We start from the raw sequence: 15307 nt of genomic DNA on the forward strand, positions 1-15307 counted from the left end.
TTGCTTAATTTGCAAAGAAGTCTTTTTTAGACTCAATTTTAGTTTCTTGTGATGCAATGAAAGGAATTCTTGTTGTTAACTCCATTTTAGATGCAACAATTTTGTTTGTAGGTCAAATTTGAATTTGACGATTTCAAGTAGTAACAAAATCATTGTAATTTGATCTTGCTGCAGTTATTTCGCGTTGTAAATAATCGTTTTTTTGCATTGCATCACGAACAGTGTTTTGTGATTTTAAATCTGGATAATTTTCAACAGAAATATTAATTTTTGAGTATGCTTTATCTAAAATTTGATTAATTTCGTTTCTTTCAATATCAGCATCTGGGTTTTGTCCACTTCTGTATTGAGAAACTTTTAACATAACTTCTTTATCTAAGTTGATTGATTTTTTTAATAGTGAAGATGTATTTTGCAAAATAACAACACGTTGTTCGATCACGTTATCGATTTCACTTGCAGCACCTTGAATAGATTGCTCTAATTTATTAAAATAGTTTCTTGCCGAAATTTTTTTAATTAAAAAAATTACACCCGGGATGATTAATAAACATCACAAAACAATTTCAAAAACTTTTGAACCGGTTCCAATTTCCATTTTAATTTTTTTATTGATGACATTTATGTCTTGTCCTTCGTTATTAATTGGACCGCTTTGTTCATCTAGTAGATTTGCCATATAAATACTCCTCTTTTGCTTTATTTTATATTTTTTTTCTTAAAAATGCTTCATCTTCATCTTGTAATGGATTAATCTCAACAAAACTTAAAATGTTTTGTTTCAAAATAGAATCAAAAATATCAGTATTTTGCTTTTCTAAGAATTCATTTCAGTTATCATTTAATTTTCCATTTTCTAAAAGTTTAGCACGTTGAATTTTTTCAGATTTTTTCAAATAAACATTTGATGTTTTTTCAACAGGTAAATACTCGACTCATGGAACAGGCACCATATGTACAGAACCATTTCTTGCTGTTCTTGGAATGTAATCAATTTGATTAATTCCTTCAAAACCTATTGATGTAACTTTATGAATTTCAAAATCTTTTTCAGAATTTACAAGCTCACTTTTTAAAATATTTTCAGTAATAGAATCAGGATGATTCAAAAGATCTGGGTTAAATTTATTTAAAATTTCTTCAACTTGTCAACTTGATAATTCATCAGTATTTTTTATTTTTCCATAAATATAATCATTTGATTTTAATTCTCTAAATAAATTAATTGAAAGGATTGGAGCAAATAGAAAATAAAAATGATGAAAATATTCATTTAAATGATTTATAAAAGTTTTGCGCATTTCTTCTATATCATAAGTTATATAAACATATGGATCATCATCTAGGATGTCATTATTAAAATTGTCAAATACAAGTTTAACAATTTCACCCTTTTTTTCCATATGAAAATTGTCACCAAATCCCACTTCTGTGTCTGATAAAAGTTTAATCATTTGATTTTGAGATGTTTTATCAAAAATTAATCTAAAATCTTTTTCATTATTTCTGTCTGTAGAACCAAAAGCTACTTCAAACTTTGGATTTGAAGATATCATGTTAAAAGTTTCATTTTTATTAACTGCTTTTATATTTTTTTTCTCTAACTTAGAAATTTCCTTTTCAATTTGTCTTTCACTAAGACCGCCAATATTTTGAGGACTTCTTGAAAAAGATAATTTTGGAGCTGCTGGGGTTTTATAAATTAGAGCAGAATCGTTGTAATAATTAGGAAATGGTTTTATTACTGATGCAGTTAATGTCTCATATTTAGTAACCATTCTTGTTTTTCCGTTACTATCTCGTTCTGTTTCTGTCCAACTAACAGTTAATGATCCTGTGTAAATTTTTTCACTCATTTCATGGATTTTCTTTTCATAAATCAAAAATGGATTTCCATAAATATCACCAGTTTGAGCAAAAACAACCGATTCAAATTTTGATAAATTTTTTACATTTAATTCTTGTTGTTTATTTTTTGTAAGATAAGAATCTAATGAAAAAATCGGCAACAATTTTTGAAGAAGAACTTGAGGAATATTCAAATTAAAAGAATTATTTAAATTTTCTAATTGTTGATAAGCAATTTCGATTTGTTCTTCTTGTTTGTTGTGCGTTTTTTCAACGGCTATTTTTAATTCTTTTAATTTTGGGTTAATTTTTTTGAATATTCAAAATAAAAGAAAAATTTCTAAAAAACTAACTAAAATTGTTCCAATGATTACAGGAATTTTTATAGTGTTAGAAATATGACTTCAACTCAAAATAACATATCACAAGGTTAAAATAATACCTACCAAAAAAATAACTAACAAGACAATTAAAAAAATTTTAATATTTTTCTTTTTCTTAATTAATTTATTTTCTTGTTCTAATTTCTCTTCTAATTTAGTAATTTTTTGAGATATTTGTTTATTCGCACTAACATCTACTTTTGATTTTTCAACAAGTTCATCAAAATATTTTGTTGCAGAATTTGTAAACTCATCTTTAAATTTATTCTTGTATTGTTCAATCGGATCATAAATATCTAAATTATTTGCTGACATAAAGAGTTTCCTTAATATTTAATATTTTGATAAATTGGAAATCTTTCACATAACGAAACAACTTTTTGGTGATTATTTTTAAGGTTACTTTCGCTTCGATCTTTTAAAACTGATGCAATAATATTTCCGATTTCTTTGAATTCATTTTCTTTAAAACCGCGAGTGGTCATCGCAGGAGTTCCAACTCTGATTCCCGAAGTTTTAAATGGTGATTCAGTATCAAAAGGTAATAATTCTTTATTAGTTATAATTCCGATACTTTGTAATAATTTTTCTGCATCTTTTCCAGTAATTCCAAAAGTTTGTTTAACTTCAAAATTAATTAAATGGTTATCAGTTCCTCCGGCAATTAAACGCACTCCATTAACAAGTAAAGAATTTGCTAAAGCTTTTGAATTTAAAACAATTTGTTTTGCATATTCTTTAAACTCTGGGGTGTCAGCCTCTAATAAAGCTTGAGTTTTTCCAGCAATTTGATTTTCGAGTGGCCCACCTTGTGTTCCGGGGAAACATGCAGAATCAACTTTTTTAGCAAATTCAGCTTTACATAAAATTAAGCCGCCACGAGCACCCCTTAAAGTTTTGTGTGTGGTTGTAGTTACAATATCAGCATATTCCATTGGATTAGAGTGCTGTCCGGCAGCTACTAAGCCTGCTATATGAGCCATGTCAACCATTAAATAAGCACCTACTAAGTCGGCGATTTCTCTAAATTTTTTAAAATCAATAGTACGTGAATAAGCACTTGCTCCAGCAACTATTAATTTAGGTTTGTGTTCTAAAACTATAGTTTTTATTTCTTCAAAATCTAACATTTCTGTTTTACGATTAACAGAATAATGTCTAAAATCATACAATCCACCTGAAAAATTTAAATGAAAACCGTGAGTTAAGTGCCCCCCTGCATCTAAACTCATTGCTACGATTTTATCTCCCGGATTCAATAAAGCCTTGTAAGCAATTTCGTTAGCTTGTGATCCTGAATGAGGTTGAATATTAGCATGATCTGCTTTAAAAATCTTCTTAGCAATGTCAATTCCTAATTGTTCAACAGTATCAATGTTTTCACAACCTCCATAGTATCTTTTACCTGGATAACCTTCTGCATATTTATTTGTAAAAACTGAACCGTTTGCAATTAGAACAGCTTCACTAACATAGTTTTCTGAAGCAATTAATTCAATATGATTTTGTTGTCTTTTTAATTCTTTGTTTAAAGAATCTTGAATTATTTTATTTAGTGTACTCATTAATTTTCTTAATCCTTTCTTCGTGTCTGCCACCTTCAAATGATGTTTTTAAAAATGCATCAACTAATTTTGTTGCTTTATCGTTGGCAATTAATCTTGCACCAGTAGCTAAAATATTGGCATTATTATGTTGTCTTGCTAATTCTGCTGTTTGAATTTCATAAATTAAAGCAGCTCTAATTCCCTTAACTTTGTTAGCGGCAATAGAAATTCCAATTCCTGTACCACATAAAGCAATACCTAATGAACCCTCATCTTTAGCAACGGCTTCGCCAAGTTCAATTCCCTTTTCACTGTAGCTGCAAGCATTGCCTTCGTCAGTTCCTAAGTCAATTATTTTGTAACCTTTTTCTTTTAAAAAATTAATTATAACTTGTTTCATTTCAACGGCTGTATGATCATTTGCAATATAAATTTTTTCTTTCATAAAGTTACCCCCTTATTCTTTTTAATTCTACCAATTATTTATAATTTTAAATTATTAAACTTTGAATTGATAAAATAAAATTGAGGTAACTTTATGAAAGATTTTGTTAGCAACAAAGATTTTAAAAAAATGATAAAAAATGGATGAATTGCAGTTGATGTTAGAACAGTTTATGAACTTTCTTTTTTAACTAAAATTCAAGAAGCAATTAATTGCCCTTACCCAGATATCATTAAGAATATGGATAAATTGTTTCCTGATAAAGATAGTAAATTAATTTTCTTTTGCAATGCAGGAAATCGTTCTGGTCTTGTAGCTCGAACTTATCGCCATCAAGGATATAAAAACGCTTATTTTTTACAAAACGGAATTGAAGGTTTAGAAAATAATTTTTAAATTTTATTTAAAAAATTAAAAATTCTGCACTTTAACTTAATAATGCAGAATTTATTTTTTTAATTAATTTAGAGTTACAACAAAAAAGTTTTTATTTACTTTTTTATTTATTAAATTTGGGTTTTAATTCATCAGTTCATTTTGGATTTGTATTAGTGTCAAAATGAATATAATATGCAACTTTTGAAACATTTCATGCAGAAATGTCTTGATTAAATAAAAATGCATTAATAAACATTCCATACATTGATGTTACATTTGAGGTGTCTCAAGCGGAAATGTCTTGATTAAATTTGTTTGCACTACTAAACATATACGTCATATCAGTTACATTTGCTGTGTTTCAAGCGGAAATGTTGCCATTAAAATTTGTTGCTCCTGAAAACATTGAAGTCATATTGATGACATTTGAAGTGTCTCAACCATTTAAATCTTGGTTAAAAGCTTGCGCATTTTCAAACATTGAAGTCATATTGGTGACATTTGAAGTGTTTCAAGCGGAAATGTTGCTATCAAAATCTTTTGCATCAGAAAACATATAGATCATATTAGTTACTTTTGAGGTGTCTCAAGTTGATATGTTTCCATTGAAAGTTGTTGCTCTTGAAAACATATAGGCCATATTAGTTACTTTTGAGGTGTCTCAAGTTGATAAATCGCTGTTGAAATTTGTTGCTCTTGAAAACATATAAGCCATATTAGTGACATTTGAAGTGTTTCAAGTTGATAAATCGCTGTTGAAATTTGTTGCTCCTGAAAACATATAAGCAATATTGGCGACATTTGAAGTGTCTCACTTTGATAAATCATTTTTGAAATTTCTTGCTTCTGAAAACATATAATACATATTAGTTACATTTTTTGTTTTTCAAGCAGAGATGTTGCTGTTGAAATTTGTTGCTTTTGAAAACATTGAATTCATATCGGTTACATTTGAAGTGTCTCAAGTTGATAAATCGCTGTTGAAATTTGTTGCTCCTGAAAACATATAAGCCATATTCGTTACATTTGAAGTGTTTCAAGTTGATAAATTCCCGTTGAAATTTCTTGCTTCCGAAAACATATAGTTCATATCAATTACATTTGAAGTGTCTCAAGTTGATAAATCGCTGTTGAAATTTGTTGCTCCTGAAAACATATAAGCCATATTCGTTACATTTGAAGTGTTTCAATTTTCAAAACCTGTAATATTATCATTTTTATTATCTCTAAATAAATTTTTAATTACAGTTATGTCTTTTGGCAATTTATCAGGAACTTTATCGCCCTTGAAGTAAATTAATGTTTCTCCCTTATCATTGTAACCAAATTTTAAAATTTCCTTAGCATCAATATTCGAAAAATTCAATTCTCCCTTACCGCTTCATTCTTGAATTTTTAGTTCTCCTTTAGAGTTAACATATTTCACAGTTGTTTGATTACTTACATAAATATGATTTAATGTCACTTCTCCATTATAGTGTTCATTATTTTCTATTGATCCATTAGCTGCAAAAGTAATTTGTTGAGTTTTGTTTTCTTCAGTTGTTACTAAATTTTTTATAGTTATTCCACTTGGGTGTTCTATTTCTATAGAATTATTAATTGCCTTTTGTAATTCCTCTTCAGTTCAACTTCAGTTATTTTCTTCTGATTTAGCATTTAAAATTCTTAATAATGTTGCTCTAACATCCGCATTTTCATTTAAATTTTTAGTGGTGTCTTGTTTATTGCTTCATTTATGAGTAAGTACCAAATCACCTTGGTATTTATGGTCATTATTAATATCACCAAGCCCATGAAAGTTTCATTGTTTTGTACCAGTAATTTGTTCAGATGATCGCAAATTAGATACAACTTCAGTAACTTCAATTCCTCCGGGATCATTGATTGAAGGATTGTTGTCAACTGCTTGTTGTAAATCTGATATAACTCAATCTTTATTTTTTTGATAATCTAAAATACTTTGAAGTTGTGCTGTAATTTCTTCGCCAGTAATTGGTTTAGTGGTATCTTGGGTATTGCTTCAGTTATGAGTAAGTACCAAATCACCTTGGTATTTATGGTCATTATTAATATCACCAAGCCCATGAAATTTTCATTGTTTTGTGCTAGTAATTTGTTCAGATGATCGCAAATTAGACTCAACTTCAATAACTTCAATTCCTCCGGGATCATTGATTGACGGATCGTTGTCAATTGCTAGTTGTAAATCTGATATTGTTCAATCTTCATTTGTTTGGGAATCTAAAATATTTTGAAGTTGTGCTGTAATTTCTTCGTCAGTAATTGGTTTACTATTATCAACTTTTTGTTTTCAAATATGGGTTAAATCAATTGAACCACCATAATTATATTCATTTTCAGAATTTCCATTTCCAATAAAACGAAAAACATCTTTCATTTCTTGATAGCTTCAAGAATATGTGTTTTCTTTAATAATCTGGACTGTGATTTCTCCGTTTCCAAATTCATTATCAATTTTTTCTTGCAATTCTTCAAGTTCTCAGTTAATATATAACTTTTGTTTCAAAATTTGTTCTAATTCATTTTTTAATACATTGATGTCTTGAGTTAAATTATCTGTACTACACGCCAAAACAGTTGCTCCCGCACTAGCGATTAAAGATAACGTTGCTAAAATGCTTAACAATTTTTTCATATAATTACTCCTTCATCTAAAAAACATTAAAGTAAATATATTATCCGGAATATCTTAAAGAAATAATTATCATTGATAAAAAATAATTTTTTTGGTAAATTAGTTCCACCGAATTATAGGAACAAAAAAATTAATAATTAAATCGATAAAGTTTAGTTTTAAAATGTGAAAATTTTTCATATGAACAAAACCCTTCTATTGTAATTATTTTTTAAATTATATTTCAATAATATTATATTGTAAAAAATCTCAAATTGATACTTTGTGACTTTATTGTAACAATAATAAAGTATTTGGAAATTAACGAATTATAATCAGATTTACAATTGCAAGTAAAATAAATTAAGTCTTATAATTTTTTAAAACTAAAAAAATTAAATTAAAAAACGTCAGTTTATACCGACGTTATAAATAATTAAAATATAAATTTATTTTAATGCTTTCTAATATTCATTTTTATGGTATTCTTCACCAATTCTCATTACTTCTTCAGCACCTGTTAAACCAGTTCCGGCAGGAATTAAGTTTCCTAGCATAATGTTTTCTTTTAATCCTTCTAATTTATCTACTTTTCCACGAATAATTGCTTTTGATAACACTCTAGCAGTATCTTGGAATGATGCAGATGATAATCACGAATCTGATTCTAATGGAGCTTTTTTAATTCCAAAAATAATTGGAGCAGCTAATGGCGGCTGTTGACCAGCACCCATTGCTTTAGCAACTTCAGTTTTATAAGCTTGGGATGTAATAATTTCTCCTGGTAATAAGTCTGAATCCATCCCGTCAACAATACGAACTTTGTTCAACATTTGTTTAACAATAATTTCAATGTATTTATCAGAAATTTCTATTCCTTGTAAACGGTAAACTTTTTGCACTTCTTTTAAAATGTAATTTTGTACATCCTCAATATTAGCAACTTCTAGCAATTGACGCAAGTCAATTGCTCCTTCGGTTAATTTTTGACCAGGTTTTACCAATTCCCCTTTTTCCACTCTTAAAACAGCATGAAATTGGGTTCTGTATTTTCTTGAATCTCCATCACTTGTTACAACAATTGTAGAAACTCCATCAACTGTTGAAACTTCAGTAACTTCTCCTTCAATTTCAGAAATGATAGCAACTGACCCTTTAGGAGTAGTTACGTCTAACAATTCTTTAATACGCGGTAATCCTTGGGTAATATCAGCATCCCCGGCAACCCCTCCAGTATGGAAGTTACGCATAGTAAGTTGTGTTCCTGGTTCTCCAATTGATTGCGCAGCAATTACTCCAACTGGCTCTCCAACTTTAACAACTTCACCAGTTGCCAAGTTAACTCCGTAACATTTTTGACAAATACCTTTAGCATTATCACAAGTTAATACTGATCTAATATTTACTTTTTTAATATCGGCTGCAACAATTTTTTCAGCTAACGCTTTGGTAATCAATTGATCTTTGGTAACAATGATATTACCTTTAACATCTTCAATATTTTCAAAAGCAAAACGGTTTATTAATCGGTCTTTTAACGGCACAATTACATTATCATGTTTTGTTTCTACAATTGCAGAAACTGAATATCCCCCAATTGGTTGACAGTCTTCACCAGTAATAACAATTTCTTGCGAAACGTCAACTAAACGACGAGTTAAGTAACCTGAATCAGCTGTTTTTAAGGCAATATCAGCCATTCCTTTTCTAGCACCGTGCGTTGAGATGAAGAACTCAGAAACTGATAATCCTTCACGGAATGATGACTTAATCGGAATTTCTTTAATATCCCCTTTGGTATCATTCATCAATCCACGCATCCCTACAAGTTGGGTAAAGTTTGAAACATTTCCACGAGCACCTGAATCAGCCATTACAAATACTGGGTTTTTAATGTCAGTACGCAAGATTGTTTCAAGTTCTTTTTGAATGTTATCTTTAACAGCGGATCAAACATCAATTACACGACGTTTTTTCTCATTTGCTGTTAACATTCCCATATTATAGAATTCAGAAATTTCTTGAACTTTTTTGTCAGCATCTTTGAATTCTTCATATTTTTTAGTGTAGGCAACAACGTCACCAGCAGAAATTGTTGTCCCTGATTTAGTTGAAAATTTGTATCCCAAATCTTTCATGTTATCCAACATTTCGGCTGTTAAACGTGCTTTGTATTCAGCGAAGTATCTTTCAATAATAGTTGATAATTCTTTTTTCTTAATTGGTTGAGTAATTTTATAAGCTTTAATAAACTCATTAATATCTTTTGAGAAAGGTAAAATGTAATCTTTAATTGCTACTTCTGCACCATAGATATTTCCTGTGTTAATTCATGGAAATTTTTGAGTAAAAATATTATTAAACAAAATTTTACCAACTGTAGTTACTAAATATTTATCTTGATCTTCTTCAATAAATTTTTCTGTTGGTAAAGCAGAAATTGCAATTCCTATTAAAGCGTTTAGGTTAACAATTTTTTGTTCATAAGCAGTCAAGGCATCTGCCATGTTTGCAAACATCATTCCTTCTCCCTCAACACCTTTTTCTTCTAAAGTAACATAATAGTTACCAAGAATCATATCTTGAGTTGGAGTAACAATGGCTTTTCCATCTTTTGGTCCTAAAATTGCGTTTGAACCCAGCATTAAAGCACGAGCTTCTCCGATTGCTTCTTTAGTAATTGGTACATGGACAGCCATTTGGTCTCCATCGAAATCGGCATTAAATGCAGTTGTTACCAATGGGTGTAAACGAATTGCTTTACCTTTTACTAATTTAGGTTCAAAGGCTTGAATTCCTAAACGGTGTAAAGTAGGAGCACGGTTTAAAAGCACTGGACGATCTTTGATAACTTGTTCTAAAGCTTCTCAAATTTTTGGATCGTTTTGTTGTAACATTTTTTCAGCCACTTTAACGTTTTCGGCAAATTCATGTTCTTGTAATCATTGAATTACAAATGGTTTAAATAAAGTAATTGCCATATCACGAGGTAGTCCCACTTGATACATTTTTAATGTTGGACCAACAGCAATTACTGAACGTCCTGAATAATCAACACGTTTACCTAATAAATTTTGACGAAAACGTCCTTGTTTTCCTTTTAATGTTGAAGTTAAAGACTTTAATGGACGTTTGTCTTTTCCCATCACAGGACGAGGTTTACGTTCGTTGTCTAATAAAGCATCCACAGCTTCTTGTAACATACGTTTTTCGTTGTTAACAATAACTGAAGGCGCATCCATTTCTTTAACTTTTTTTAATCTTTCATTTCTAATAATAATTCTTCTATATAAATCATTAATTTCTGAAGTTGTGAAACGCCCACCATCTAATTGAATAATTGGACGAATATCTGGAGGTATAACCGGTAACACTCTCAATATCATTCATTCAGGTCTTGCTCCAGATTTTTTTAATGAATCTAAAACTTCTAAACGTTTCATAATTTTTGTTGCATCAACAGAACCACGTTTTTCACGTAGCTCATTTTTTAATTCAACAATTGTTTCTTCAATTTTAATTTCTTTTAATAAGTATTCAACTGCTTCAGCACCAATTCCAAATTTAGCACCAGTATGTTTAGCAATTAATGCACAAGCTTCATCGATTGAAAAAGGAATTGCTGTGTTTTCTAATTCTGCTAATAATCTTGTAGCTTTTCGGTAATCTCTTGATTCTGGTTCCGCTTCAACTTTTTCTTGCACACCTTTAATTAAAGTTGCTAATTTTTCACGAGTTTTTGAAGCTTTAGTTGATCCTAAATTTAAAACTTCACCGCTTTTTAAAATTTTTGCATCTCCTGTTTCTAAAACAATGTGAGAAACGAAGTAAACAACTTCTTCTAATTCTTTAGTTTTTAAATTTAAAATTGCTGCAATTCTTGAAGGAGCAACTTTTAACATTCAAATATGAGTAACAGGTTCTTCTAATTCAATATGTCCCATTCTCTCACGTCTAACGATTGATTCAGTTAATTCAACCCCACATTTTTCACAAACTTTTCCTTTGTTCATTGGGTTTGCTTTTTTATATTTTCCACAAGCACATTCATAGTTTTTGGTTGGTCCAAAAATTCTTTCGTCAAATAGACCTTCTTTTTCGGCTTTTAATGTTTTGTAGTTAATTGTTTCTGGTTTAGTTACTTCTCCATGCGATCATGAACGAATAGTTTCTGGGGAAGCTAATTCAATTTTGATAGATTTTTTATTTCTGTTTTCCATATCTTAGTTCTCCTTTTCCTATTCTTCGTTGAAATCGATTGCGATTTCTCTTTCTGATACTTCACTAAATCCTGTTGTTGATAATTCATTACCTCCAGCTAGAGAATCCATTGAATCATAATTTGCATATTCTTCATCAATTTGATCATCATCATAAGCATTAATAGCAAACTTACGACCACGATTATCTTCCATGAACATATCAAAACCAAGACCCATAATTTCTTTTGTTAAAACGTTAAATGATTCTGGAATTCCTGGTTCAGGAATTGCTTTTGATCTAACAATTGCTTCATAAGTTTTAGCACGACCTTTAATATCATCTGACTTGATAGTCAAGATCTCACGAAGTGTATGAGCAGCTCCATAAGCTTCAAGTGCTCAAACTTCCATTTCTCCAAATCTTTGACCCCCACTTTGAGCTTTTCCTCCAAGTGGTTGTTGTGTAATCAATGAGTATGGACCAACGTTACGAGCATGTAATTTATCATCAACCATGTGAGAAAGTTTTAGCATATACATAACCCCAACAGCGATTGGTTTGTCCATAGCTTCACCAGTTTGACCATCGATTAATTTAACTTTACCGAAGTTAGTCATTCCTGCTTCTTTCATGATTTCATCTAATTCTTTAGCATTAACTCCTTCAAAAACTGGAGTCGCAACTTTGATTCCTAATTTTTTAGCAGCCATTCCTAAATGTAATTCTAGAATTTGACCAATGTTCATACGTGAAGGAATCCCTTGTGGATTCAACATAATATCAACAGGAGTTCCATCTTCTAAATGTGGCATGTCTTCAATTGGCAAAATACGAGAAATAACCCCTTTATTACCATGACGTCCAGACATTTTATCCCCTTCTTGGATTTTACGTTTTTGGACAATATAAACTTTAATAATTTCTAAAACATCAGCAGGTAAATCAAAACCATCAGCAGCTGAGAAACGTTTAATTGCTTGAACAATTCCGTCACCACCGTTTGGTACTCTTAATGAGTTGTCTTTAACATTTCTTGATTTTTCACCAAAAATTGCGTGTAACAATTTATCTTCTGGCGATAATTGAGCTTGACCTTTTGGCGTTACTTTTCCAACCAAAATGTCGCCAACTTTAACTTCAGTTCCAATAGCAACAATTCCGTCACTATCTAAATATTTCTTAGCAGCTTCACTAACATTTGGTAATTCACGAGTTACATCTTCATTACCTTGTTTAGTTGAACGACGTTCAATTACATATTCATCAATGTGAACAGAAGTGAATCTGTCTTCCATTACTACACGTTCTGACATAATAACAGCATCTTCAAAGTTGTATCCGTTATAAGTTGTAAAGGCAACCACAACGTTTTGACCGATTGCTAATTCTCCTTTTTCCATTGATGGACCATCAGCAATAATTTGTCCTTTATCAACTTTATCTCCAGCTTTAACAATTGGGAAATGAATTAAAGCAGTTCCATTGTTTGATCTTTCAAAAGTTGATAAAGAGTAAGTTTTTATTCCTGATTTTGCTTCAATAGTAATAAGTCTTGAATCTACATATTTAACGATTCCCGATTCGGTTGCAACAACTGCAGCTCCCGAATCACGTGCGGCTTCAAATTCAATTCCTGTTCCAACAATTGGGGATTCAGGATTAATTAAAGGCACGGCTTGACGTTGCATGTTTGCCCCCATCAAAGCACGGTTGGCATCATCGTTTTCCAAGAATGGAATTGCAGATGTTGCAACTGAAACAATTTGTTTTGGCGAAACGTCAATGTAATCGATATCTAAAATATCAGTTACAATGTCATCTCCACGATAACGTGCAATAACAGTTTTATCAGTAATTTTACCTGTTGCATCTTGGTTAACTGATGCTTGAGAAATCATAAAGTTTTTCTCTTCATCGGCTGTTAAATAATGAACTTCTTCGTTTTGAATAATTCCGTTAACAACTTTTCTGTATGGAGTTGTAATAAATCCATATTCATTAATTTTTGCATAAGTTGATAAGTTGTTAATCAACCCAATATTTGGACCTTCAGGAGTTTCAATTGGACAAATTCTTCCATAATGTGATGGGTGAACGTCACGAACTTCTAATCCGGCTCTATCACGTGATAAACCACCAGGGCCAAGAGCTGTTAAACGACGTTTATTAGTTAATTCAGAAAGTGGGTTAATTTGATCCATGAATTGTGATAATTGTGACAAGTTAAAGAATTCACCAATAATAGCTGTTAGTGGTTTGTTATTGATGATTGTTGAAGGTTTAAGTTTGTACAAGTTTGAAGTTGCCAATCTTTCTTTAACATTTTTTTCAATACGCATCATTCCGATTCTAAATTGATTTTGTAGTAATTCACCAACTGTACGAACTCTACGATTACCTAAATGATCAATATCATCAACTTCACCAATATTATCAATTAATGAAATTGTGTAAGAAATCGTTGAAACAATATCAGGTACTGTTACAAATTCTTCTTTTGAATTTGGCGAAATACCAATTAAAGTAATAATTTCACCTTTACCGTTTAATTCCTTGTAAACTTTTAGTTTTTGAACTTCTTTTGAACCTTCGATTTGCTCATTGAAATTCAATTTTACAGTCATAACATTTCCGCTTAATGCTTCAGCTATTTCGTTAATATTTGTTTTTGTTACTAATGTATTTGCCGGAACTAAAATTACTCCTTTTTTATTAACAATATCTTCTGCTAATGTTCTTCCGATTAAACGATTTTTAATTGAAAGTTTTTGTTGTAATTTAAAACGACCAGCTTTAGTTAAATCATATTTACGTTTATCAAATAATGTTCCGTAAATAAATTTTGAAGCTCCATCAGCTGTTGCTGTTTCACCTTGACGAATTTTTTTGTAAATGTCTGTAATAGCATTTTCTCAATCTGTTGTTAAATCACCCGACAAACTGTCTTGTTCGTATGTGTTTTTTAATAATTTAGGATTATCAAATAAGTCTAAAATTGAATTTTTTTCCAATCCTAAACCAGTTAACAAAGATGTTGCTGTTGTTTTTCTTGATTTATCAATTTTTACATATAAAGCATTGATTAATTTTGTATCAACAATTTTTTTTGCTTCTGTTTCAAATTCTAATCAAGTTCCACGAGATGGAATTATGTCAGCTGAAAAAATATTTTCTCCGTTTTTACGGTTAAAATCTTTTTTAAAATAAGCACCAGGTGAACGAACCAATTGTGAAACAATAACTTTTTGTGAACCGTTAATTATAAAAGTTCCAGATGGTGTCATAACTGGGAATTCTCCCAAAAATGATTGACCTTGTTTATAGATTGCGGCATTAACAATAACTGCATCTTCAGTTTTTTCAACAATATCAACTTGGATAGTGTCAGGAATCTCTGAACCTTTAGTTTTTACTTCAAAAAAGTATGATTGATCTTGTGATGATTTAAAAGTTACTGCTTTATTTTCGGTTTTTTCTTTTAATCATTCTGTTACTAATTTTTTTTCATCTTTTGAAACAATGTTAAATAATTCTTTTGAAATTTCTTCTCTGTTTGCAACCGATAATTTTAAATCAGCATAGATTGGTGCTTCAAAAATTTTTGATTCTTCTCTTGCTCTTGCAACATCAATCCTTGGTTCTTTAAACCCTCAATTTTCCATTGTTAAAACAGCTGTGCCATCATTAGAAACGATTGGGAAAACTTCATCAAAAACTTCTTGAATCCCTTTTTGACAAAATCAATCAAATGTTCTTGTTTGCATTTCCACTAAGTTAGGTAATGGTAAATTACCAGAAACTTTAGTGTAATCTCGACGTTCAACACCGCGGTTAATTTTTTTTACTTTATAACTCATTTTTTCTC

Annotated in this window: 8 protein-coding genes; 1 reads left to right on the forward strand and 7 read right to left on the reverse strand. The window is 30.2% G+C overall.

The genetic code is table 4. The features are described from left to right. Positions 1 to 4: 4 nt before the first annotated feature. The 4 genes from ESOMN_RS03510 to rpiB are packed head-to-tail and all read right to left on the reverse strand — an operon-like array spanning position 5 to position 4223. The gene (locus ESOMN_RS03510; protein WP_024863567.1) at positions 5 to 679 is read right to left on the reverse strand and encodes a LemA family protein; all 675 of its coding nucleotides are present in this window, start codon (positions 677 to 679) and stop codon (positions 5 to 7) included. A gap of 25 nt (positions 680 to 704) precedes the next feature. After that, positions 705 to 2546 (reverse strand): MAG1210 family protein, encoded by a 1842-nt coding sequence (locus tag ESOMN_RS03515; RefSeq protein ID WP_024863568.1) that lies wholly within the window; start codon positions 2544 to 2546, stop codon positions 705 to 707. An 11-nt stretch (positions 2547 to 2557) separates the two neighbouring features. Beyond that, entirely contained in the window at positions 2558 to 3796 is a 1239-nt protein-coding gene (locus ESOMN_RS03520; RefSeq protein WP_198511461.1) for a serine hydroxymethyltransferase, read from the reverse strand. Beyond that, positions 3780 to 4223, reverse strand: coding sequence for a ribose 5-phosphate isomerase B (gene rpiB, locus ESOMN_RS03525; RefSeq protein ID WP_024863570.1), 444 nt, complete (start codon positions 4221 to 4223; stop codon positions 3780 to 3782). Before rpiB ends, ESOMN_RS03520 begins: the two co-directional genes overlap by 17 nt. Before the next feature lie 93 nt (positions 4224 to 4316). On the opposite strand from rpiB, the gene ESOMN_RS03530 reads away from it, so the two are divergent. After that, positions 4317 to 4619 carry a rhodanese-like domain-containing protein gene (locus tag ESOMN_RS03530; protein WP_024863571.1) on the forward strand — a complete coding sequence of 101 codons (303 nt, stop codon included), beginning with the start codon at positions 4317 to 4319 and terminating at the stop codon, positions 4617 to 4619. Between the two features lie 103 nt (positions 4620 to 4722). Here the strand turns inward: ESOMN_RS03530 and ESOMN_RS03535 are convergent, their stop codons facing one another. From ESOMN_RS03535 to rpoB, 3 genes are all read right to left on the reverse strand, one after another. Further along, positions 4723 to 7260 (reverse strand): BspA family leucine-rich repeat surface protein, encoded by a 2538-nt coding sequence (locus ESOMN_RS03535; RefSeq protein WP_198511462.1) that lies wholly within the window; start codon positions 7258 to 7260, stop codon positions 4723 to 4725. Positions 7261 to 7703: 443 nt separating this feature from the next. Then, on the reverse strand, positions 7704 to 11459 hold the full coding sequence (gene rpoC, locus ESOMN_RS03875; protein ID WP_024863573.1) for a DNA-directed RNA polymerase subunit beta': 3756 nt from the start codon (positions 11457 to 11459) through the stop codon (positions 7704 to 7706). An 18-nt stretch (positions 11460 to 11477) separates the two neighbouring features. Continuing rightward, entirely contained in the window at positions 11478 to 15299 is a 3822-nt protein-coding gene (gene rpoB, locus ESOMN_RS03880) for a DNA-directed RNA polymerase subunit beta (RefSeq protein ID WP_024863574.1), read from the reverse strand. Between the last annotated feature and the right edge of the window lie 8 nt (positions 15300 to 15307).

This window comes from Williamsoniiplasma somnilux (assembly GCF_002804005.1).
In the GTDB taxonomy this organism is placed as follows: Bacteria; Bacillota_I; Bacilli_A; order Mycoplasmatales; family Mycoplasmataceae; genus Williamsoniiplasma; species Williamsoniiplasma somnilux.